This window comes from Alcaligenes sp. WGS1538, assembly GCF_043187505.1.
Classification (GTDB): domain Bacteria; phylum Pseudomonadota; class Gammaproteobacteria; order Burkholderiales; family Burkholderiaceae_B; genus Alcaligenes.
Map to the genome: position 1 here is coordinate 3,094,173 of NZ_CP171109.1, position 23,225 is coordinate 3,117,397.

General features: G+C 66.6%; 18 protein-coding genes. 3 read left to right on the forward strand and 15 right to left on the reverse strand.

Annotated features, from left to right (window positions below; translation table 11 throughout):
• Positions 1-17: 17 nt before the first annotated feature.
• On the reverse strand, positions 18-911 hold the full coding sequence (locus tag ACF3ND_RS14400; RefSeq protein ID WP_394061592.1) for an MBL fold metallo-hydrolase: 894 nt from the start codon (positions 909-911) through the stop codon (positions 18-20).
• Positions 912-1,187: 276 nt separating this feature from the next.
• Entirely contained in the window at positions 1,188-1,958 is a 771-nt protein-coding gene (locus tag ACF3ND_RS14405) for a GntR family transcriptional regulator (RefSeq protein WP_394061594.1), read from the reverse strand.
• 426 nt (positions 1,959-2,384) lie between these two features.
• Between ACF3ND_RS14405 and ACF3ND_RS14410 the strand changes: the two genes are divergently transcribed.
• Positions 2,385-5,981 (forward strand): AAA family ATPase, encoded by a 3,597-nt coding sequence (locus ACF3ND_RS14410; RefSeq protein WP_394061596.1) that lies wholly within the window; start codon positions 2,385-2,387, stop codon positions 5,979-5,981.
• A gap of 32 nt (positions 5,982-6,013) precedes the next feature.
• Here the strand turns inward: ACF3ND_RS14410 and ACF3ND_RS14415 are convergent, their stop codons facing one another.
• On the reverse strand, positions 6,014-7,618 hold the full coding sequence (locus ACF3ND_RS14415; RefSeq protein WP_394061598.1) for a phospholipase D family protein: 1,605 nt from the start codon (positions 7,616-7,618) through the stop codon (positions 6,014-6,016).
• Positions 7,619-7,877: 259 nt separating this feature from the next.
• Here ACF3ND_RS14415 and ACF3ND_RS14420 point away from each other — a divergent pair, with 259 nt between their 5' ends.
• Positions 7,878-8,414, forward strand: coding sequence for a GNAT family N-acetyltransferase (locus ACF3ND_RS14420; protein ID WP_394061600.1), 537 nt, complete (start codon positions 7,878-7,880; stop codon positions 8,412-8,414).
• A gap of 164 nt (positions 8,415-8,578) precedes the next feature.
• A complete protein-coding gene (locus tag ACF3ND_RS14425) occupies positions 8,579-9,499 on the forward strand; it encodes an EamA family transporter (protein WP_394061602.1) in 921 nt (306 codons plus the stop codon).
• A 6-nt stretch (positions 9,500-9,505) separates the two neighbouring features.
• Here ACF3ND_RS14425 and ACF3ND_RS14430 read toward each other — a convergent pair whose 3' ends face one another.
• The 12 genes from ACF3ND_RS14430 to ACF3ND_RS14485 form a co-directional block, all read right to left on the reverse strand.
• Complete coding sequence (locus ACF3ND_RS14430; protein ID WP_394065847.1) at positions 9,506-9,859, reverse strand: DUF1428 domain-containing protein; 354 nt, start codon at positions 9,857-9,859, stop codon at positions 9,506-9,508.
• 207 nt (positions 9,860-10,066) lie between these two features.
• The gene (locus ACF3ND_RS14435; RefSeq protein WP_394061604.1) at positions 10,067-11,560 is read right to left on the reverse strand and encodes an NAD(P)H-hydrate dehydratase; all 1,494 of its coding nucleotides are present in this window, start codon (positions 11,558-11,560) and stop codon (positions 10,067-10,069) included.
• Positions 11,561-11,665: 105 nt separating this feature from the next.
• Positions 11,666-12,688: an XdhC family protein gene (locus ACF3ND_RS14440; protein ID WP_394061606.1), complete on the reverse strand. Its 1,023-nt coding sequence runs from the start codon at positions 12,686-12,688 to the stop codon at positions 11,666-11,668.
• Between the two features lie 21 nt (positions 12,689-12,709).
• The gene (locus ACF3ND_RS14445) at positions 12,710-14,380 is read right to left on the reverse strand and encodes a TRAP transporter large permease subunit (RefSeq protein ID WP_394065848.1); all 1,671 of its coding nucleotides are present in this window, start codon (positions 14,378-14,380) and stop codon (positions 12,710-12,712) included.
• Positions 14,381-14,388: 8 nt separating this feature from the next.
• Positions 14,389-14,997, reverse strand: coding sequence for a TRAP transporter small permease subunit (locus tag ACF3ND_RS14450; RefSeq protein ID WP_394061608.1), 609 nt, complete (start codon positions 14,995-14,997; stop codon positions 14,389-14,391).
• Between the two features lie 37 nt (positions 14,998-15,034).
• On the reverse strand, positions 15,035-15,796 hold the full coding sequence (locus ACF3ND_RS14455; RefSeq protein WP_394061610.1) for an ABC transporter permease: 762 nt from the start codon (positions 15,794-15,796) through the stop codon (positions 15,035-15,037).
• On the reverse strand, positions 15,789-16,568 hold the full coding sequence (locus tag ACF3ND_RS14460) for an ABC transporter ATP-binding protein (RefSeq protein ID WP_394061612.1): 780 nt from the start codon (positions 16,566-16,568) through the stop codon (positions 15,789-15,791). Before ACF3ND_RS14460 ends, ACF3ND_RS14455 begins: the two co-directional genes overlap by 8 nt.
• Complete coding sequence (locus tag ACF3ND_RS14465; protein WP_394061614.1) at positions 16,568-17,587, reverse strand: ABC transporter substrate-binding protein; 1,020 nt, start codon at positions 17,585-17,587, stop codon at positions 16,568-16,570. The genes ACF3ND_RS14460 and ACF3ND_RS14465 overlap by 1 nt, the downstream gene beginning before the upstream one ends.
• A gap of 32 nt (positions 17,588-17,619) precedes the next feature.
• Positions 17,620-18,807 carry a 2Fe-2S iron-sulfur cluster-binding protein gene (locus ACF3ND_RS14470; protein WP_394061616.1) on the reverse strand — a complete coding sequence of 396 codons (1,188 nt, stop codon included), beginning with the start codon at positions 18,805-18,807 and terminating at the stop codon, positions 17,620-17,622.
• Between the two features lie 3 nt (positions 18,808-18,810).
• The gene (locus ACF3ND_RS14475) at positions 18,811-19,647 is read right to left on the reverse strand and encodes an FAD binding domain-containing protein (RefSeq protein ID WP_394061618.1); all 837 of its coding nucleotides are present in this window, start codon (positions 19,645-19,647) and stop codon (positions 18,811-18,813) included.
• Positions 19,644-22,034, reverse strand: a complete 2,391-nt coding sequence (locus tag ACF3ND_RS14480) for a xanthine dehydrogenase family protein molybdopterin-binding subunit (protein WP_394061620.1) — start codon at positions 22,032-22,034, stop codon at positions 19,644-19,646. Before ACF3ND_RS14480 ends, ACF3ND_RS14475 begins: the two co-directional genes overlap by 4 nt.
• 24 nt (positions 22,035-22,058) lie before the next feature.
• Positions 22,059-23,156, reverse strand: a complete 1,098-nt coding sequence (locus tag ACF3ND_RS14485) for a TRAP transporter substrate-binding protein (protein WP_394061622.1) — start codon at positions 23,154-23,156, stop codon at positions 22,059-22,061.
• Positions 23,157-23,225 lie beyond the last annotated feature (69 nt).

The following is a 23,225-nucleotide window of genomic DNA, read 5'->3' on the forward strand; positions in this document are numbered from 1 at the left end:
GTCTCCCCCGCGCCTGTCTACAGGTCTATGCGCATCAGGTCGGTGGCCAGGCGCAGCTCGCCCTTGTAGCTCTTGCGGATGTCGCGCGCGACCTCGTCCAGGCGCTCGGGCCCCATCAGATCCACCGGCAGGTGGTTGCGGGCGGCGCGCTTGATGACGGGGCTGGTCGAGTCGTAATGGCCGAAATGGGTGGCCACCAGGCTCTTGACGTTGGCGCGGCGGGCGATCTCGCCCAGCTGCAACGGGCTGGTGTGCGCGAAGGTGCCCACCCCGGACCTGGCGCGGTGCTCCAGGAAGGATTCGGGAAAGGTGCATTCGTGGATCAGCAGATCGGCGTCCTGGGCCAGGCGGATCATGGATTCACATGGCGCGGTGTCGCCGCTGAAGGCCACGACCTTGCCCTCGGCTTCCATGCGGATGCCGAAACAGTCGGTGATCTCGGTGGGGATGTGATCGACCAGGTCGATATGGATCTTCACGTCCTCGTCCTCGTACATCAGCCCGGGTTCGACTTCGAACACTTCAGGGCGCACGGCCTCGATGTTCTTCTGGCGGGCCGGATAGGCGGCGCGCGCCTGGATGTCCACGCGAAAGGCGCCGTTCTCGAAGGAGTGATCCACGAAGTCCTGCGTGCCTTTGGGACCGAAGACCTTGAGCCGGCCCTCGCGGTTGAACACCCAGCTGGACAGCACGAAGAAAGGCAGGCCGCAGACATGGTCGTAGTGCAGGTGGCTCAGGAACACCCAGGGCACGTCGGCCGGGTTGATGTTGGCCTTGACCATCTGGCGGGTGGAGCCCTCGCCGCAATCGAACAGGTAGTTCTTGCCGTTGTCCAGCGTCACCAGAATGGACGATTGTGCGCGGTCCGGATCGGGCAAGGCGGCGCCGGTGCCAAGCATGGTTATCTTCACGTGGTACTCCTCAAAGCAGATGAAAACGATCGCCGCAAGGGCGAGCTGAATTCCGATAAGTCTTAAAGTTCTATTTTTAGAACTTTATGGAAAACAGACTGTACACCAAGCCGCGGCAGGCGTTAACACCGTGTTTCTACCTAGAAAGAGAAATGAAGGACTCCGGTCTTGCGGCCAGGGATTTTTCGTCGCCATGCGCAGGCGCCTTGCGCGCCGCATCCATCCGGCCGCGCCTGATCCCGCCGCGCACGACGGATCTGGCGCAAAGGCGCGCGCTCAGGCGGAGCGTCGCGCGGCCGGCACGGGCGCCGGCGTCAGCTCGTTCTCGATGCTCAGGTACTTGGCCGGATAGAACACATGCGCGGCATACACCACCTGGTCCTGCTGGTTGCGGATGATGCGGACCACCCGCACCACCGGCATGCCGATGTCCATGTTCAGATGCCGCGCCAGGTCCGCGTCCGCCACCCGCACGGTCAGCGTCTGGCGGATGGAATGGATCTGGTCTCGCCCCAGCCGGTTGAGCACCAGCAGCACAGGTTCGCGGCTCAGGTGGGGCTGCAGCTTCCGGGCCAGCTCATCCAGCACGTAGACCGTATTCAGGCTGTAGGCCAGTCCGTCCGTGTGGTTGACGCGCGTGGTCCACCAGTACGAGCCCGGCAGGGATTCGCCGGTGATCTCCACCGGCAGCGCGCCCTTGCCGCTGCCCAGCTCCACCATCACGGTGTGCAGTCGGTTCAGGTGCTCGATCAGGGAATCCCAGTCGGTAGGCAGCATCAGCCAGTGATCCTGGGCCACGTCGCCGATGACGAAAGTCCCCTTGCCGCGCGTGCGCTCGATCAGCCCTTCGCCCTCCAGCTCGTCCAGAGCGGCGCGCACCGTCGCGCGCGACACCCCGTACTCCTGCATCAGCTCCTCCAGCGTGGGGATGCGCGTGCCCACGGGCCATTCTCCCCGCTCCAGGCGCGCCCGCAAGGTGTACTTGACCTTGAGCGACAGGGGCAATCGGGACTGCTTGCGCAGCGAGGAACGAGTTGGGTCGACCATGACAGGATAGCGGCTGGTAATTTTTATTCAGAAAGCCACATCATAGCCTGACGCATTGTCCGCCGGTCACGCCGTTTCAGCCCTGATTCAACCGCCGGATCACATGAGAGGCCGCCGCCGGGCATGCCGCCGGTCGCGTCGGCGCGCCTCAGCCTTTCAAGGCCGCGCTCCGGACGGGCTCAAGCGCTCGCCGGCTCCGTTTAATCATTTCAGGAACCCCTTTTTTAAAGCTTCATGCCTGACCGTCCCGACTGCCGGCCAGAACGGTGAAAGAGGGGAAAACCCTGAAAAGCCGATCGAAAATTTCATGATGTCGGAGGCTCCGAACAAAAAACGTTTATCCTCGAAGAAATACTTGAAGCACAATTAAACGCATTGGATACATTCTAGACGTCATTGCTTAACTCTTGATACGTGAACAAGCCCATGGCTGCCTTGTCTTCACCTGCCCCGCCCGAGGCCCAGCTCCATCTGCTGGGGCCGTACCGACTGCTGGTCGGCGGCCAGCCGCGCACCCAGATCATCAATTACGACAAGGCCCGCATCCTGCTCTCCTTGCTGGCGCTGGCCCACGGCAAGCCGCTGGGCCGCAGCCACCTGGCGGAGATCATCTGGCACGAGGATCCGGTCAGCGTAGGCCGCGCACGCCTGCGCCACGCCCTGCACGCCCTGCGCCGCGCCTTGGACGGCTGCGGCGAGGTCCTGCGCATCAGCAATGAAACCCTGGCCTTGGACCCCGCCCGGATCCGCATCGACGTGCTGGCGCTGCTCCAGCACCCCAGCCAGCCGGAGCTGAGCGATCTGGAACGCCTGGAGCTGTACCAGGGGCCCTTGCTTGAACAGGTCAAGCTGCACCACGGCGAACAGCTCCAGGACTGGTTGCAGGACGCCCATGCGCAGATTCGCCGGGCCCTGGCGCAGTGCCGCGACCGCTACATGGAGTCGGGCCTGGACGCCGTGCCGTCCGCGCAGGCCATCGCCCACCTCAAGCGGTGGCTGCTCATCTGGCCCGAGGAAGAACAGCTGCATCAACGCCTGATCCGCCTGCTCAAGCAGGAAGGCCAGCACGACGCCGCCATGCAGGCCTTCGAGCAGTGCTCCGTGCTGCTGGCCGACCGGCTGGGCTGCGAGCCCAGCGCCCAGACCCGCGACCTGATCGACGCGTCCGGACGGCTGGCTGATCCCGTCCAGGCTTCGCAGAGCAACCTGCGCCTGCGCCCGCTGGCCGTGGTCGGCTTCTGCCTGCGCTTCCAGCCGGACAAGCGCCACGACCGCGAACACAGCGGGGCCGTCCTGGACCAGAGCCGTCAATTGCTGGCCTTCTTGATTCAGCAGCACGGGGGCTGGTTCTGTTCCGCCGGCTCCAATCAGGTGCTGGCGTATTTCGGCTATCCCGAACTGCTGGAGTCGCCGGTGGCGCTGGCCGCCGGACTGGCCCGCGCCGCGGCCGCCCGGCGGCTGGACGAACGCATCCAGATGAGCATCGCCGTGCATGCGGACCTGGCCATAGACGACCAGTCCGGCCGGCCCGACCCCTGGGGACAACTGGCGCAGGTCGTCCTGCCGCTGAGCTGGCAGGCACCGCCCGGCTCGCCCCAAGTCACGCTGCAGGCTGCGCTGCGCCTGGCGCCCGAGGACGCGCTGGCGCCCAACCCGGGCCAGGACGAGGCGCTGGCGCTCAACCTGCGCACAGCGGGCGCGGACGCCGGGCGCCTCGCCAGCCGCGTCTACGGTCGATCCCAGGAGTTCGACCAGCTGGTGCAAGCCTGGTCCCTGGTAGGTCCGGACCGTCCGCTGCAACATCTTGCGATCCACGGCCGCGCGCACATCGGCAAGAGCCTGCTGGTCCAGTCCCTGGCCGACTACGTGCAAAAGACCGATCACGCCTGCATCGCCCTGCAGTGCCGCGAAGACATGCGCCGCCTGGCCTGGCACCCGGTGCGCCTGTGGCTGTACGAGCGGCTGGCCGGCCAGATGGCGCAGCAGCCGGCCGGCCTGCAGGACCCGTTTTCTCCGCAGGCTGTGCAGGCCGCCCTGGAGATCACGCCGCAGCAGGCCCGTGCGCTGAGCTCATGGCTGCAGTCGCCGCCCGATGAGCTGGAACTGAACGAGCCCTGCGCCGCACACATGGACATGCTCTTCAACCTGCTCAGCGGTCCGCGGGGCTCGACCCGCCGTCGCCTGCTGATCATCGAGAACATGCAATGGGCCGATCCGCCCACACACAAGCTGATCCGGCTGCTGGCGCACTCCGCGCCGCGGCACCCCACGCTGCTGCTGACCACCAGCCGCAATCCCAGCCATGGGCTGGAACGCGCCGAGCGCCTGGCGCTGCGCCCCCTGGACCGCTCCAGCATCAACAATCTTCTGAGCCGCGGGCAGCGGCTCTCCAGGGACCACCGTGCGCGCCTGGCCCGGCTGAGCGCCGGCAACCCGGGGCATGCCCACGATCTGCTGCGCCAGATCGAACTGGGCGGCGCACCCGACTGCGCGCCCCGCCTGAACGACCTGGTCTGCACCCAGTACCATTGCCTGCTGCCGGCCACGCGCTGCATACTGACCACCGTCGCGCTCAACGACCATGCCATCGAGACGAACGAACTGGCCCTGATGCTGAACATGGACGTCGACACGCTGGACAGCGGGCTGGATACGCTGGTCACGCTGGACCTGATCGAGCGCCATGGCCGCGAGATAAGCTGCCAGCCGCTGGTGGCCCAGGCCGTGGGCCAAATCGCCCTGCGCCGCGAACAGCAGGACGCGCACCGGGCCATCGCCCGCCATGGCATACGCCGTCGCCATGCGCCCGAACTGATCGCCCGGCACCTGTGCGAGGCCGACAGCGCCGAGGCCGCATTCTGGTGGCAGCGCGCCGCGCGCGAAGCGCTGGCGCAGACTCAGTTGCGCCAGGCCAGCCAACTGTTGCAGCGCTCCCTGAACCGCAGCGAGCTCATCAGCGACCTGCAGGTGCGCCAGACTCTGCAGTTCGAATGCCGCATGCTGCAAGGGGCCATCGAAACCGCGCTCTACGGCCCGGCCGCCGCCTCGACGGCCATGGCCTATGAGCTGGGCCGCCACGTCCAGGATCATCACGACAGCGACCAGGTGATGGTGTCGCTGTGGACCACCTGGTCGGCCCTGCAGGCCCAGGGCAATTTCGAGCAGGCCCTGCAGGTGGCCCGCCAGCTTCTGGCCCTGGCCAGCGAGACCGGCCACGATCAGAACCGCAGCTGGGCGCTGTACGCCATCGGCCAGCACGAATTATGGAAAGGCGACGTGCGCGCCGCCGAGCAGACCCTGAACCTCAGCCTGGCCGTGCTGGAGGATCTGCCCGCCACGAAGAGCCGGCTGGCGATCGCCGATCAGTTTCCGCAAAACCTGACGCTGGGCACCCTGGCCGTGACGCTAGCGCTCAAGGGCGACCCGGCCGCCGCACGGCAGCATGCCCAGCAGGCGCTGCAGAGCCTGCGTCCCGAGACGTCCTTCACCATGCGCGCCATCACCCGGCTGTTCGCGCTGCAGACCCTGTACCTGAGCGATCAGCTGGAACAATGCCGCCAGCTGGCCGATCAGTCCCTGAAGGAACTCAAGGAGCTGAGCAGTCCGGAACCCTGGTCGGCTCTGGCCCGTTCCTTTCTTCATTACTGCCAGATCATGCTGCATGGCCGCCAATCCAGCCTGCAGCCCATGCTGGACTGCGTGCCGACCGTGCTGCACGGCCTGCCCATCTGCGCCGACGGGCTCATGGCGCGAATTGCGCGCGCGCTGGTGCGCCTGGGGCGCAGCAACGAGGCCATGCCCTGGCTGGACAAGGCCGCGGCGCAAGGCTTGCGCTACGCCTCGAACAGCCTGTCCGCCGAGCTGCACTGCGTCCGGGGCGATGCATGGCTCGCGCTGGGCGAACCGGGACGCGCCCTGCACGAATGGAACCTGGCCGAGCAGGAAATGGAAAAATACGGGCTGTACCTGTATGCAGGCTGGATCAGCGCCCGGCGCGTCGCCCTGGAGCGCCTGAAGGTATAAAGGCCGCCTCGGCTTGTTCCCAAGCCGGGCCGCTACAGCAGCCACTCGATGGGCAGCACCGACAGCACGCCGACGTTCAGGCGCCGCCACAGGCCGGCCTCGGGCTCCGTATGGAAGACGCGACGGCTGCCGTCTTCGTTCAACTGTACCCACATGAGTTCGCCCTTGTCGTCCAGTTCGACGCGATAGCTGCGATAGGGGATGGCCTGGTCGAAGGCCCTGGACAGCGCCTGGGCCATGACGGGACTTTCGATGATGAAGCCCAGCTCCGTATTCAGATTGACCGAGCGCGGATCGAAGTTGAACGAGCCCACGAACAGCCGCTGCTCGTCGATGGCGAAGGTCTTGGCGTGCAGCGCCGAACCCGAACTGCCGAAGGGCGCCGAGCCATGCCGCGTGGGCCTGTCCCCGGTTGGACGCAGTTCCCACAACTCCACGCCGGCCTGCAGCAGCGCGCGACGCCGTTTGGCATAGCCGGCGTGCACGGCGGCCACGTCCGTGGCGGCCAGCGAATTGGTCAGCACCCGCACCCGCATGCCCGGCCGGGCCATCAGGGACTGGAAGGAACGCACGCCGGTGCGCGTGGGCACGAAATAGGACGAGACCAGGTCCACCTTGCGCCTGGGTTCGCCCAGCAGCCTGTCCATCTGCCAGACCAGCAGCTGTTCCGGGTTGACCTCGCCCAGCGCCTTGGCCGGATCGTCGCTGATCATGGTGGTGCGCGCCCAGTGGAATTCCATCTCGCCGCGCATCAGGCTGCCCACCAGCTTGGAGCCCGTCAGCACGGCGCGGTAACCCTGGGCGCGGGGCTGGCGCTCGGCTTCGGCCAGTTCTTCCCGGAAGGACTCCAGCGCCTGCGGCCCGTCCGCCGACACCAGCCGGTCCACGGGATAGGAGGACTGGCTGGCCCAATAGCGGTCGAAATCGTCCGAGACGTCCTGGACGACGGCTCCGATGGCCAGCACGTCCAGATCGGCGAACAGCACGTCCTGGGTGGCGCCGAAATATTCGTCGCCCACATTGCGCCCGCCTATGATGGTGGCCTGATTGTCCACCGTGAAGGACTTGTTGTGCATGCGCCGGTTCAAGCGCGAGAAATCGGTCAGGTAGCCCAGCGACTTGGGCCAGCGCAGCACGAAGGGATTGAACAGCCGCACCTCGATGTTGGGGTGAGCGTTGAGCGCCGCCAGCGTGCTGTCCAGGCCCGTAATGCCGTTGTCGTCGATCAGCAGGCGCACCCGTACGCCGCGCTCGGCCGCGGACAGCAGCGCTCCCAGCAGCAGCATGCCGGTGGTGTCCCCTCGCCAGATGTAATACTGGACGTCCAGCGTCTTCTGGGCGGCGTGCGCCAGCAGAGCCCGCGCCGCATAGGCATTGTAGGGGTCGTACAAAGGATAAATGCCCGACAGGCCCGGATGAGCCTGCGCCAGGGGGACGATGGCCCGGCCCAGGGCCGTCTGCTCGGCCTGCTCCTTGTCCAGGGAGACGGACTGGGTGCGCCCCTCCAGTGAGGGCAGCGCACAGCCTGCCAGGACAGCCAGCAGCAGGCTGCCGGCCAGCATGGCGCGCCAGCGCCGGAACAAGGACTGCGCCCGCTTGTTGTCTGCAATCGGCGCCTGGGCGGAATCGGAATTCATGGTGGAATCTCTGTCAGCGGGGACGTCGGCCATCATAGTAGCACTGCAACCGGCAGCGCTGCGCCCGCCGCTGCAGGCGCGCCGCCATCCATAGGTCCGCCCGCACTGGCCTTTTCCCCGGGAACAACAGTTTTTTAACTGGCCTTCGGAAGGGCGACGCTGTTACGCTAAAAAAAGCGAGGGCCGGGCTAGCCGCCCTCTGTTTTGCAATCGCGGCCGGCTGCCCACCGGGCCAGTCCGCCTGTACCGAGGAGATCCTATGCCACTCGACACAGAAAACCTGACTCTCAAGACGGCCCGGCTGTCCCTGAAACCCTTCAGCCTGCGCGACGCGGACGAAGCTTTTTCCTGCATCACTCCTTCCCTGACCCGCTTCATGACCTGGGATCCGCCTGAAAGCCGCCAGCAATTCGACAGCATCTGGGGCGAATGGCTGACCGGAGCGGCAGACGGCACCGAATTCGTCTTTGCGGTGCGTCACCGCACCACCGACCAGTTCCTGGGACTGGCGGGCCTGCACCGGCTGCGCACCGCCACGCCCGAGCTGGGCATCTGGATTCGCGAGGACAAGCAGGGCATGGCCTTCGGCCGCGAAGCCGTGCAAGCCGTCCTTGAATGGGCGTCCAGCGTGAGCGAGGCCGCCGGATTCTGCTATCCGGTGGCCGAGGAAAACATCGCCAGCCGCAAGATCGCCGAGAGTCTGGGCGGCGAGATCGTGGGCCACCAGTCCACGCCCAAATACCAGTCCATCACCTACCAGATCCCGCGCGTCAACCCCAGCGACAGCACGCACTGAAGCGCGACGCCGCCCTGCATGGCGGCGCCGCATCATGCCGGTGCGCCTGGTTTGGCGCCTCACCAGCCACAAACGGGCGCTTTCCCGCAAATAGCGCTTGCAGCAAAACCGGCCGCAGACAACAATTGGGTACAAGCTGATACTTTAAATTTGAAATAATTGGCATGCCCCCCGCGTCTGCGCCTTCCCTGCTGCCCCGCCACCTGGCCATCGCCCTGCTGCTCCTGCTGGGCAGCTCCTTCGCCGGCAATCACATCGCCGCCAAGGTCGCGCTGGACCACGGCGCGGGCCTGATCATCACCGTGATTTCCCGTTCGGCTTCGGCCACGCTGGCCCTGGGCCTGCTCCTGATCTGGCAGCGCCAGGCCCTGCGCGTGCCGCGCCGCTATCTGGGCTGGCAACTGCTGCTGGGCGCGCTGATCACCACGCAGTGCATGCTGATCTATTCCTCCATCGCGCGCATTCCCGTGGCCCTGGCCCTGCTGGTGGCCAATATGTACCCCATCCTGCTTGCCCTGCTGACCTGGGTGCTGGGCGGCCACCGGCCCGGCCGCAAGACCCTGATCATCATGCTCGTCATCCTGGCGGGGCTGCTGCTGGCGCTGGACGCGCCCAGCCTGCTGGCCGGCGCCACGCTGGACGCCGACTGGCTGCTGGGGGTGGCTTGCGGACTGAGCACGGCGCTGGTCTTCGCCATCGGACTGTGGGTGACCGAAAACAAGCTCTCGTCCCTGCCCGGAGCGGTGCGCAGCTTCTGCACCATCAGCCAAACGCTGGTGCTGCTGATCGTCCTGAGCCCGCTGGGCCTGCTGCCCGGCGGCTCGTCCCTGCCGCAAAGTCCCATGGGCTGGCTGGCCCTGGCCGTCGTCTGCCTGCTGTACACGGCGGGCTTCGTCACCTTGTTCGTGATGGCGCCCCGGCTGAATCTGTCGCGCAACGCCCCCTTCCTGAACATCGAGCCGGTAGCTTCGCTGCTGCTGGGCTGGTTCATCCTGCAGCAGACCCTGAACCCGACCCAGCTTCTGGGCGGCGCCGTGGTGCTCAGCGGGATCGTGCTGCTGGCCTACCAGCGCCAGGGCGCCTGAACCCGCTCAAGCGTCCAGGATGGGCACGAAGCCCCCGAAGATCATGCGCTTGCCGTCAAAGGGCATGTTCTTGCTCATGGCCTGCATGCGCGGATCGTCCATCATCTTCTGGTAGACCGCGTCGCGCACCTCCTTGGATGAATATTCGAACCAGCTGAACACCACCTCCTCGTCAGGCGCCGCCTGGACGGCGCGCCGGAAATCCGTCACCTTGCCCTCGGGCACGTCGTCGCCCCAGCACTCCACGACTCGACTGATGCCCATCTCCTTGAAGATGGGCAGGGCCTGCCTGGCATGCTGCAGATACTGCTCCTTGTTGGCCTTGGGAACGGCCAAGACGAAACCTTCCACGTATTTCATCATGCTCTCCTGATAGGGGTGCGGCTCCGGCCGATCCGGAACCGCCGCCGACGCCGCCGCAAATGGCGAAACGCGTCGCGCGCTCCTCCTCCCCTGACCGTCCCGGCTCATGACGCGCCTATCGCGTACGCGGGCTCGGCGAGCTTGCATAAACATGAAACCTGAAAGGCTGATCTTAAAACCAATCGGGCCGGCCACCCCTGCGGACTATCCCTGAGATGGCGCTTGCGGCAGAAGCCGCCAGATGGCAGGCATGGCCTGCAGCAGGTCCTCGGGGATCAGGCCCGGCCCGCAGTGCAGCGCCGCCTGGGAATGCAGCCACACGGCAGCGCCCGCAGCCTCGAAGGCCGGCATGCCCTGCGCCAGCAATCCGCACACCAGCCCAGCCAGCACGTCGCCGCTGCCCCCCGTTGCCAGCCAGGGCGGCGCGCAGGCGTTGATCAAGGCGCGGCCGTCCGGAGCGGCGATCACCGTATCGGCGCCTTTCAGGACCACTATCGCGCCGCATCGTCGGGCGGCGCCGCGGGCCGACTGCAGACGATCCTCGGCGGGGTCGAACAGACGCGCAAACTCGCCGGCGTGCGGCGTCAGCACGCACTGCCCATGCAGGGCCTGGAACAGTTCCTGCGGACGGCCGGCGAAACAGCTGATCGCATCGGCGTCCAGCACGCAGGGCCTGCCCGTGGCCAGCAGCTCCAGCGCAAGCTTGCGGGTGTCCTCTCCCAGGCCCGCGCCGGGACCGATCAGCCAGGCGCGGATACGCTCGTCGCGACTGACGGACGCCTCCAGCGGCGCAACCATGATGCTCTCCAGCGCGGCGGCGTAAATGCTCCAGACCGCCTCGGGCACGGCCATGCTGACCAGCCCGGCTCCGGCGCGCTGCGCCGCCCGGGCGGCCAGCCGGCCGGCTCCCGTCATGCGCGCCCCGCCTATCACCAGAGCATGGCCGCGCGTGTACTTGTGGCTGTCCGCCGCCAGCCGGGGCAGACGGGCGCTCCACAGAGCGGGCTCGTTCAGCCAGGTGTCGGGCGGCTCCAGGGCGGCCGCGGGCATGCCTATGCCCACCAGCTCCAGGCGCCCGCACAAGTCCCGGCCCGGATACAACAGGTGGCCGGGTTTGTAGCGCACAAAAGTGACCGTGACGCACGCCCGGGCGGCAACGCCGCGCACCAGCCCGGTGGCGCCGTCCAGGCCCGAGGGTACGTCGATCGCGCACACGGGCGCGCCCGAGGCGGCCAGCGCCCGGATCAGGTCGGCCGCCTCGCCCTGCACGGGCCTGTCCAGGCCCGCCCCCAGCAAGCCGTCCACCACGACGGCAAAACCGGCAAAATCGGGACAACGCGGCTCCCAGGGCCCGTTCCACTGCGCCTGCGCCCAGGCCGCCGCTCCGCGGCGCGCCGACGGATCGACCAGGCTGTAGACCGACACGTCCCGTCCCTGGTCACGCAGGATGCTCGCGGCCACCAGGGCGTCGCCCCCATTGTTGCCCGCCCCGCACAGGAACAGCACCGCGCCGCGCGGCCAATGCTGCTGCACGGCCTGCGCCACGGCCTGGCCCGCCGCCTGCATCAATTGCTCGACGGGCGCGCCCAGGGCGGGCGCCGCCGCATCCATGCGGGCGCACTGGCTGGGGGTATACAAGGCTTGGCGCCCCTGCGGGGCGCTGACGGGCATATAGCCGTAAATAGCAGACAAAGTCATCGCAGGCTCGCAGACGGCAAAAAAAAGAGAACGGACCGCAGCCCGTTCTCCTATCTTAATGCGAATCGGCGCCATGAACAGCGGGACTGGCGCGCAGGCAGGCAATCAGGCCGACTGCTGCTCCTGCCTGTTCTTGACCGAGGCCACCGACAGCTCGCGCGGCACGTCCACGCCATTCTTGACGGCGATGATCTCGGCCATGATGCTGACGGCGATCTCGGCCGGCGTCTTGCTGCCGACGTACAGGCCGATGGGCCCCTTGAGGCGGTCGATTTCCTCGGCGGTCAGGTCGAAGTACTCCGCCAGGCGCTCGCGCCGGCTCTGGTTGTTGCGCCGCGAGCCGATGGCGCCCACATAGAAGGCGCTGCTCTTGAGCGCTTCCAGCAAGGCCAGGTCGTCCAGCTTGGGATCGTGCGTCAGGGCGACCACCGCCGTCCTGCGGTCCGGCACGCAGGCGATCACTTCGTCGTCAGGCATGCCGCGCACCACGCGGGCCCCGGCCACGCTCCAGCCCTCGATATGCTCGCTGCGCGGATCGCAGACCGTCACGTCGAAGCCATTGAACAAGGCAATGGTGGCCACGTACTCGGACAACTGACCGCCGCCGATGAGCAGCAGGCGATAGGCCGGCCCGAAGGTGACGGACAGACAGTCCTGGCTCAGGCTCAAGGCCGCAGGCACGCGCGTGGCGCTGCTCCAGGCGCGGCCGCTGTGCAGGTCCACATGGCGTTGCACCAGGTGGCGCTGCTCCAGCAGCTCCAGTACCTCGGCCAGCGCCGACGGACAGGGATTGAACTCCACCAGCAGACGGATGGTGCCTCCGCATGGCAGACCGAAGCGGTGCGCCTCGTCGGCGCTGACGCCATACGTCAGCAACTGGGGCCGGCCGCCTGCCTGCAGGCGGCTGTCCGCGGCCTGCGTGTCGTGGTAGGAACGGATCAGGTCATCCTCGATGCAGCCGCCCGAGACCGAGCCGACCACCGCCCCGCCCTTTTCCAGGGCCATGATGGAGCCTTCCGGACGCGGGGACGAACCCCAGGTCTGCACCACGGTCACGAGAATGGCCTCGCGCCCCTGCGCGCGCCAGTCGTGCAACTGGCGCAATACCCTGACATCCAGGCTCTCCATGGCCGTCTCCTTTCTACTGGTTCATTTGAATACGGGCATGTCGTTGTCCGATGAATCGAACGGATTGGCATCCACGCCGTACTCGTCCTGCATTTCTATCTTGACCGTGTTGGGATCCACCTGCGGCCCGCTGCCCTTGTAATGCGTCACCAGGCCGGGGAACAGCAGCACGACGGCGATCATCAGGATCTGGATGCCGATGAACGGCACCGAGCCCCAGTAGATGTCGCCCGTGGCCACGCCCGGAATCTTCTTCTTGGTCACCTTGTCGATATAGTCATCCTTGGGAGCCACCGAGCGCAAGTAGAATAATGAGAAGCCAAATGGTGGATGCATAAAGGATGTCTGCATATTAACGGCTAACAGCACGCCGAACCAGATCAGGTCTATCCCCATCTTGTCGGCCACCGGTCCCAGCAGGGGCACGATGATGAAGGCCAGCTCGAAGAAGTCCAGGAAGAAGGCCAGCACGAAGACCAGTACGCTTACCAGGATCAGGAAGCCATATTCGCCGCCGGGCAGGTCGATCAGCAGGTGCTCGACCCACAGGTCGCCGTCCACGCCGCGGAAGGTCAGCGAGAAGATGGTGGAGCCGATCAGGATGAACATCACGAAGCAGGACAGCTTGGCGGTCGTGTCCATGGCCTGCTTGAGCAGGTCCAGGCTCAGGCGGCGACGGCTGACCGCCATCAGGATGGCGCCCACCGCGCCCATCGCGCCGCCTTCCGTGGGCGTGGCGATGCCCAGGAAGATGGTGCCCAGCACCAGGAAGATCAGCGCCAAGGGCGGAATCATCACGAAGGTCACGCGTTCGGCCAGCGTGGACAGCATGCCCAGCTTGAGCCACTTGTTCAGCAGCGCCAGGACGAAGGCCACGCCGCCCACCAGCAGGATGCCGATGATGACTTTCTCGTCGATGGGCCCGTTGGGATCGACCACGTACTCATCGAGCAGGTAGGCCGACACCAGCGAGATCGCCAGCAGCACGCACAAGGAGCGGGCGCCCGAGCGGCCATTGGCCTGCGAATACGTGCGATGCTCGGCCGGGATGGGCGGCACGTCCTTGGGACGCAGTACCGCCAGGATCAGGACGTAGGCGATGTAGGCGCCGGTCAGCAGCAGGCCCGGCACCATGGCGCCGCGATACATGTCGCCCACGGAGCGGCCCAGCTGGTCGGCCAGCACGATCAGCACCAGGGACGGCGGAATGATCTGCGACAGGGTTCCCGAGGCGGCGATCACCCCCGTGGCCAGGCGCCGGCTGTAGCCGTAGCGCAGCATGATGGGCAGGGAGATCAGGCCCATGGAGATCACCGAGGCCGACACCACGCCGGTGGTGGCCGCCAGCATGGCGCCCACGGCCACCACGGCGATGGCCAGGCCGCCCGGCATGGAGCCGAACAGCTGGCCCACCGTGTCCAGCAGGTCCTCGGCCATGCCCGAGCGCTCCAGGATCAGGCCCATGAAGGTGAAGAAGGGAATGGCCAGCAGCGTGTCATTGGCCATGATGCCGAACACGCGCAGCGGCAGGGCCTGGAACAGCGACCAGTTGAACAGGCCCAGTTCCACGCCGATCAGCCCGAACACCATGCCGTTGGCGGCCAGGGCGAAGGCCACCGGGAAGCCCAGCAGCAGGAAGATGATCAGTGACGCGAACATCACCGGCGCCATATTGGCGACAAATAAATCCATCATGAAGTTCAGCCTTTCTGTTGATGCTCGAATTTGGCTTGGGCCTGGCGCGCGATTTCCTCGGCCAGCAGTTCTTCCGGCGTCTTCTCCTGCAGCCGCCGGTTGGGATTCGGGCAGGCGCCGCGCAGAAAGCCGATGCACTTGATCAGGTGGGAGATCCCCTGCAGGGAAATCAGGGCGAAGCCGATGGGCACGATGAGCTTGGCCGGCCAGCGGATCAGGCCTCCCGAATTGGAAGAGACTTCATTGCTGAGGTAGGAATCCATGAACACGGGCCAGGACAGCGCCATGATGGCGATGCAGGCCGGCAGCATGAACAGCAGCACGCCGACGATCTCGATCACGATCTGCTTGCGCTCGGACAGGCGCGAGGCCAGCACGTCCACGCGCACGTGCTCGTTGCGCAGGAATGTGTAGCCGCCGGTCAAAAGGAACAGGGCGCCGAACAGATACCACTGCACCTCCAGCCAGGCGTTGGAGCTGGAATCAAAGAACTTGCGTGAAATCGCGTTGAACGAACTGATCACCACCACCAGCAGAACCAGCCACATGACCGAACGGCCGCATAGTCGGTTCAGGCAGTCGATCGCCCGAGACAGTTTGAGTAGAAATTGCATCAATCCCCCAGATTTTCTGCATTGAAGTTGTTGGAAACTAGTCAGCCCGGAAACGCGTCGCGCGCTTTTCCACGGCATCGAGCAGGAAGTACAGCGCCAGCCCCATCACCGCCAGGATGATCAGCGCCGAGAACACCCGCACCGTGTCGAACACCCCCTGGGCGCTCATGATCACGAAGCCCAGCCCGCGCTGCGAGGACACGAACTCGCCCACGATGGCGCCCACCAGCGCCAGCGACAGGGCCACCTTCAGCCCGGCCATGATGGATGGCAGGGCCGAGGGCAGGCGCACCTTGAAGAACATGGCCACCGGTCCGCCCTTGAGCACCCGGCCCAGGTCCAGGATGTCGGGCGAGACCGAGCGCAATCCCTGCACCGTATCCACGATGACGGCGAACACGGCGATCATGAAGGCGATGGCCACCTTGGGCTCGTAGCCGGTCCCCATCCAGACCACGAACAGCGGAGCCAGGGCCACTTTTGGAATGCTGTTGAAGCCCACGATCAGCGGATAGCAGAAGCGCTCAAAGAGCGGAGAGCTGACCAGGGCCACGGCGATCAGCACGCCGCCGACCGCCGCCAGGGCAAAGCCGGCCAGCGTCACGCCCAGCGTGTACAGGGCTTGGCTCAGGTACCAGCCCAGCTCGCCGTACAGGTCCTTGAGGATCAGCGTGGGCCGGGGCAGGATGACCTCGCGCACCTGGCCGAAGCGGCAGACGGCCTCCCAGACCAGCAGGACCACCACCACGGAAATCAGGCCCGCCAGCCAGGAGGGCAAGGAACGCAAGGCTTTATTCATGGCTGTCTCCCGCGCCGTCGGCGATGCCGAACAATTGACGGATATGCGCCACATGCCGCCCGAATTCCGGCGTCTCCCGCAAGGACAGGGGACGAGGACGGGGAAAATCGATGTGGATCTGCTCCAGGATGCGACCCGGCCGGGGCGAGAACACCAGCACGGTGTCCGCCAGGAAGACGGCCTCGGCGATGCCGTGCGTCACGAACAGCGTCGTGTTGCCCGTCTTGAGCCAGATGCGCTGCAGCTCCGCGTTCATGTTGTCGCGCGTCAGGGCGTCCAGCGCCCCGAAGGGCTCGTCCATCAGCAGCAGGCGCGGATCGTCCACCAGAGCCCGGCAGATCGAGGCGCGCTGGCGCATGCCGCCCGACAGCTGGCGCGGGTAGCTGTCGGCGAACTGAGACAGGCCGGTCAGCGCCAGCAGTTCGTCCACCTTGTCGCGGTAGTCGGCGCGGCGCTTGCCGGCGAATTCCAGCGGCAGCAGGATGTTCTCGCGTATGGTGCGCCACTCCAGCAGGGCGTCGCGCTGGAACACCATGCCCACCTGGTCGGGCGGCCCCTTCACGGGCTGGTTGTCCACCGTCAGCGAGCCGCTGCTGATGCTCTCCAGACCGGCCACGCAGCGCAGGAAGGTGCTCTTGCCGCAGCCGCTGGGGCCCAGGATGCTGATGAACCGGCCGGGCTGGATGTCCACGCTGATGCCGTCGAGCGCCAGCACGTCGCGCGCGCCTTCGAAGCGCTTGCGCACGTCTTGGGAGAGGACGCGCGCCGCCATCACTTGAGCTCCAGGCCCGCCAGCGATTCGCTGCTGACCACGCCGGGCTGGTAGTAGTCCGCCGCCTTCTGGCCGGCCGGGATCAGCTCCACCCGCTCCAGCGTGGCGATGGTCTTGTCCCAGTCGGCCGGCTGGCTGACGCCGATGGAGCCGCCCGCCACGGCCGGGCCGAAATAGGTCTTGAGCGTGTTGAGCTGGTCCAGCAGGATGGCCTTGTCCAGGCGCGCATTGGGGCGCTGCGCCACGATGGCGTCCACCGCTTCCTGCTCATGGCCGTCGTAGATGTAGTTCCAGGACTTGGCCACCACATTGGAAAAAGTACGGATGTCCTGCTCGCGGCTGGCCAGCTTCTGCTCGCTGGCGAACAGGCCGAAGCTGACCATGTCCAGTCCGTGCCGGGCAAAGGGGATGGCCGCCGAAGGGCGCTGGCGCGACACCGAGGGCAGCACGAAAGGAATGGTGGAGATGACGGCGTCGGCGCGGCCCACGGCGTAGGTCGCCGCCTTGCCGGCCGCATCCACGCTGAGCAGGTCCACGTCGCTGCGGCGCAGGCCGCCGGCCGCCAGGAACGCGTCCACGAAAGGCGCCTCCAGGGAACCGGCCGTATAGGCGATCTTGCGGCCCTTCAGACCGTCCGGCCCGGCGATGCCCGAATCCGCGGGCACCAGCACGCCTATGTCGCTGGAGGTGGCGAACGGCGCCAGCCCCTTCACCGGCAGGCCCTTGCTGCGCGCGATCACCATGGAGGCCAGCGCGGCATGGCCCACATCGAAACGGTCGCTGCCGCCCACGATCTGCACCGTGGTCACCGAACCATTGCCGTCTTCCAGCCGCACATCCAGGCCGGCCTGCTTGAACCAGCCCTTCTGCATGGCCAGGTGGAAAGGGGCATGGACGGCCCAGGGGGTCCAGTCCAGCTTCACATTCAGCGGCTCGGCGGCCGCGCCCCAGCTGGCGATCAGCATGGCGGCTCCCATGGCGAGGCGCACGCGTCCCCCCAAAGCGTTCTGCTCTGTCATCTCCTTACCCCCTTTTCTTATGATCTATGCGCTCAGCGGCGCCGGAAAAATCCCTTGAAACGATCCCAGAGAATGCTGAAGAACATCTTGACCGGATTGAACTCCGCCGCCACGGGCGCCTCGCCCTCGGCCAGCGGCTTTTCCAGACGCAGATTCACGTTCTTGCCGAATTCGGCGATCATGCGGCGCACGAAGTCCTGGACCAGCCCGGAGCGCGAGAACTGCGCCAGCGGCCCCTGCAGGGAATACACCAGCTCCACGTCCACGCGGCTGCGCGATTCCCCCTCCGGCGCGACCTGATAGCTGACATCGCCCCGGGCGCGCGACTGGCTGAGCGAATCCACGCCTTCGCCGCGCAGCACGGCGGCGCGCCGCGCATCGTCCTGTTCCAGCGTGGCCTGGCCCTTGAAGGCCGCCGACATGGGGCCGAACTTGATGGCGATCTTGCCCTGCACGGTCGCCCCGTCCTGGGACTCGATGACGGCGCCGGGCAGGCAGCCGGCCACCTTGGGCAGGTCCTTCATGAATGCCCAGACCTGATCGGCCGGGAAGCGCGCCTCGAAACCGCCCTGGATGGCCTGGCCCTTGCCTTTGTCCGCGCTGCCGGCCGATGCCGGCGCCGCGGCGGGCGCAGGCGCGACGGCCGCCGCTTCTTCCTGCACGGCCTCGAACGTGGCGAAGCCGCCCTGGGACCAGTCATCGGGCACATGCTGCACCACCATGGCCCGCAAGGCCTGAACCTGTTCGTCAGGCTGCTCGCGCAAGGCCTTGAGCACGGACAGGATGGCGGCGGTGATGCCCTGGTAACCCGTACAGCGGCAGATATTGCCGGAAAGCTCGATGCGCACCCGCGCCTCGTCGGCGTCCGGCAGACGCAGCACGATGTCGCGGCTGGTGGCGAGCATGCCCGGCGTGCAGAATCCGCACTGCAGGGCGTGGTGCTCGGAGAAGGCCTTGCGCAGGCGGGTCATGATGGGGTCGCCCTCGTAGCCTTCCACCGTGGTGACTTCATGCCCGTCGCAGGCGCCGGCAAACGTGATGCAGGAGCGCACCGGACGGCCGTCCACCAGCACCGTGCAGGCTCCGCACACGCCATGCTCGCAGCTCAGGTTGGTGCCCGTCAGCCGGCCTTTTTCACGGATGAAGTCACCCAGGTGGGTGCGCGGTTCGGCCTCGTGCGTCTGCGTGCGGCCATTTACTTGAATCGAAATCTCTGCCATGTCTCAACCTTTCACGCCCAGCGCCTGCTGCAGGCTGCGTTCCACCACCGTGCGGAACAGCACCTGATGGGCCTCGTCACGCTGCTCCAGATACGGTTTCAAGGCCGAAGCGATCGCCTCGCCCTCCAGCGCCGCGGCGCCTTGCGCCGCCACCTTCACCGCCAGTTCGGGCAGGGAACGGGGCGCGCCCTCCATGGCGCCGATCACCACGCGCGCCGTGCGCGTGGCCGGGTCGAAGTAACAGGCGCAACTGGCGTCGGCGAACTCGCCCACCTTGCGGGTGAATTTGTAATATCCCCAGCGGGCCGTGGCCGACACCCACGGCACGTCCACCGACTCGATGAATTCGCCGGCCTCCAGCACCGTGGTGTAGGCGGCCAGCATGAATTCGCCCATGGGCACCGGCCGCAGGCCTTGAGCGCCGCGCACGTTCACGCGCGCGCCCAGGGCGGCGCAGGTCAGCACCCAGTCGGCGGCCGGATCGGCGTGGGCCAGGCTGCCGCCCAGCGTGCCGCGGTTGCGCACGCCCCGATAGGCGATGCGGCCGGCCACCTTCTGCATCATGTGGCCGCGCAGCGGCTCGTACACGCCGTCCTCGATCTGGGCGTGGGTCACGGCCGCGCCGATGCGCACCCGGCCTTCGGCGGCGCTCACCTGGCGCAGCTCAGGCACGGCGGACAGGTCCAGCACGCGTCCCGGACGCACCAGGCGCAGATTCAGCATCGGCCCCAGGGATTGGCTGCCGCCCATCAGGCGCACGCCGGCGCAATCGCCCCTCAATGCATCCTGGACCTGTTTCAGGCTCGAGGCCTTTTCGTATTCAAACTTGGCGGCCTTCATGCCTGGACCTCCGACACGGGCGTGGCGTGTTGCTGTGCTGCCGCGCGAATGGCGCTGAGCAGGCGATGCGGGGTGACGGGCGTGTGGGACACTTGCGCGCCGGTCGACCTCAACGCGTTGTTGATGGCGGACATGATGGCCGCCGGCGGAGCGATGGCGCCGCCCTCGCCCATGCCCTTGGCGCCGAATTCCGTATTGGGCGAGGGGCTTTCCATATGCTCGATATGGATATTGGGCACTTCGCAGGCGCCCGGCATGACGTAGTCCGCCAGCGTGGAGGCCAGCGGCTGGCCGTATTCGTCGTAGGGCATCTCCTCGTACAGGGCGGTGCCTATGCCCTGGGCGATGCCGCCTATGGTCTGGCCTTCGACGATCATGGGATTGATCATGACGCCGCAATCCTCGACCACCACGTACTTGAGCACTTCCACGCCGCCGGTGCGCGGATCCACCGCCACCACCACGGCATTGCTGGCATAGGTGAAGCTGCCGGTATCGACCTTGGGCTTGTAGCCCACGGACAGCTCCAGGCCTTGCGGGTCCACATCGGCAGGCAGATGCTGCGGATTGATGTACCAGGCGTCGGCCACCTGGGCCAGGGTCACGGTGCGCCCGCCCGCGCTGAACGCGGCGCCTTCGTGAACCAGGTCGGCCTCCTGGGCCTGCAGCATGTGCGCCGCGATCTTGCGCAGGCGCGGCAGCAGTTCCTTGCAGGCGCGCGAGACCGCGCCGCCCGACATGACCAGCGAGCGCGAGGCGTAGGTGCCCGTGGAGAAAGGCGTGCGGCCGGTATCGCCGTGCACCACCTTGATGCTGGCCACATCTATGCCCAGGATTTCGCTGGCGATCTGCGCAAAGGACGTTTCCATGCCCTGGCCGTGCGAGTGCACGCCCACGCGCACTTCCAGCCCGCCATCGGGCGTCATGCGCACGAAAGCCTGGTCGAATCCCGGGATGACGGCCGTTCCCCAGCTGGCGAACACCGAAGTGCCGTGCGCCGACTGCTCCGTATACGTGGCCACGCCCAGGCCGATCAGGCGCCCGTCCGGCTCGCCCCGGGCCTGGCGCGCCAGCACGGCGTCCACGTCCACGGCCGCCAGCGCGCGGCGCAGGCTTTCCGGATAGTTGCCGGAATCGTAGTGTTTGTTGGCCACATTGACGTAGGGCATCTGCTCGCCCTGCACCAGATTCAACAGGCGGACCTCCCAGGCCGTCTTGCCCACGGCCAGGGCGATCTGGTCCATCATCTGCTCGATGGCCAGGCATACGCCGGTGCGGGCCACGCCGCGATACGGCATGAAGCCGGGCTTGTTGGTGCCCACGCCGCGGGTACGGCAGCGGTAGCCGCGGAAGTCGTAGGGACCGGGCAGATTGCCCAGCGCCTGCCCCACTTCCAGGCCGACCGTGAAAGGCCAGACCGAATAGGCGCCGCCGTCGATGTCGATTTCCGCATCCAGGGCCAGCAGCCGGCCTTCATTGGTGATGTGCGCCTTCAGGCGGTACTGGTGCTCGCGGGTGTTGGCGCCGGCGATCAGATGTTCGCGGCGGTCCTCCATGTAGCGGAACGGCTTGCGGAACGTCTTGGCCAGCCAGGCCACGCACAATTCTTCCTGGTGCAGCACGCACTTGTAGCCGAACGCCCCGCCCACGTCGGGCGAGATCACCCGCACCTGGGCCTGGTCCATGCCCAGGAACTGGGCGATGCCGGTGCGGTGCATGTGCGGGATCTGGCTGCCGCAATACACCACCAGCTGGTCGGCCTGGAAATCCCAATAGGCCAGCACGGCCTTGCCTTCCATGGGCAGCATGCACTGGCGCGACAGGCTGACCGAGTGCTCCACCACGCGGTCGGCGCGGGCGGCGTGTTCCTCGAAGGCGATGTCCGAACGCAGCGTGACGAACACATTGTCCTGCCAGCCTTCGTGCAGCAGGTCCCCCTGCGCCTGCAGCGAAGCCTGGACGCTGCCGTAGACCGGCAGTTCGTCGTAGACGGCCTCGATTTCCTCCAGGGCGTCCTCGGCCAGCGCGCGGCTCTGGCCAAAGGCCAGCGCCACCGGCTCGCCCACGTAGCGCACGCTGCCGCTGGCCAGCGCAGGCATGCTGGAAGCCTGGTAGCTGGGCAGCGTGGAGGCCGCGTAGATGTCCTGGCAGTCCGGCATGTCGGCGCGGGTGATGACCTGCTCGCGCACGGTCTGGCCGACCTGGATCTGACGGATGCGGGCATGGGCCATGGGGCTGCGCAGGAAGGCCACTTCCTGCAGGCCCGGCATGGTCATGTTGCCGATGAAGTTGCCCCGGCCATTGAGATGGCGCACATCCTCCTTGCGAAGGATGCGCGCGCCGACTCCCTGGCCACCCGGGCTTGACGGGTGACTGTGCTGACTCATTTCACTACCTTAACGATGACCTGCTCAACCGCGCTTGCCCAGCTCGCTGAACGTGAAGTTGTCCAGCGCGCTCTCGGCCACGCGGAACCAGCTGGCTTCCTGCTCCTGGAAGGCCTTCCAGCTCGGATAGATCTTGGCGAAGTCCGCGTTGCTGTCGGACAGTTCCTTCCACAGCTCCTGGGACTTGTCGTAGGCCGCCTTCATGACGTCCTTGGGGAAGTAGCGCAGCTTGGCGCCGTCGGCGACCAGCTTGCGCAGCGCGCCCGGATTCAAGGCGTCGTACTTGGCCAGGCTGAGCATGGTCTGTTCATTGCAGGCCGTCTCGAACGCCGCCTTGAAGTTGGCGGGCAAGGCTTCCCACGCGTCTTTGTTGACCATGGTGGTCAACGAGGCGCTGCCCTCGAACCAGCCGGGCGAATAGTAGAATGGAGCCACCTTGTTCAGGCCCAGCTTCTCGTCGTCGTAGGGGCCGATCCACTCGGCCGCGTCGATGGTGCCCTTCTCCAGCGAGGAATAGATGTCGCTGGGCGGGATCTGCTGGGGCACGGCGCCCAGCTTGGACAGCACCATGCCGCCGATGCCGCCGATGCGCATCTTCAGGCCCTGCAGGTCTTCCAGGCCCTTGATTTCCTTGCGGAACCAGCCGCCCATCTGCACGCCCACGTTGCCGGCCACGAAGTTGACGATGTTGTACTGGCTGTACATCTCGCGCAGCAGCTTCAGGCCGCCGCCGAAATGCACCCAGGAATTGTGCTGGCGGGCGTTCATGCCGAAGGACAGCCCGGTGTCGAAGGTCACGGCCGTATTCTTGCCCACGAAGGCCGTGCTCAGCACGTGGTTGCACTCCACGGTGCCATTGCTGATGGCATCCATGTTCTGGGCATACGGCACCAGTTCGCCGCCCGGAAAGGCGCGGATCTCGAACTTTCCTTCGGTCAGCTCGCTGACGCGCTTGCACAGGGCTTCGGCCGAACCGTAAATCGTGTCCAGACTCTTGGGCCAGCCCGTGGACATGCGCCAGCGCACCGTGGGGCTGTTTTGCGCAATCGCGGGGGCCGCCACCGCCGCCAGGCCTGCGCCGGCCACGGAAGCCGACTTCAGCAGAAAACTACGACGCTCCATCACTCACCTCTTTGTATTTTTTAACGTCTTCACACCCCTTGCTCGGCAGGGGCCTAGGTATTCGCCGCC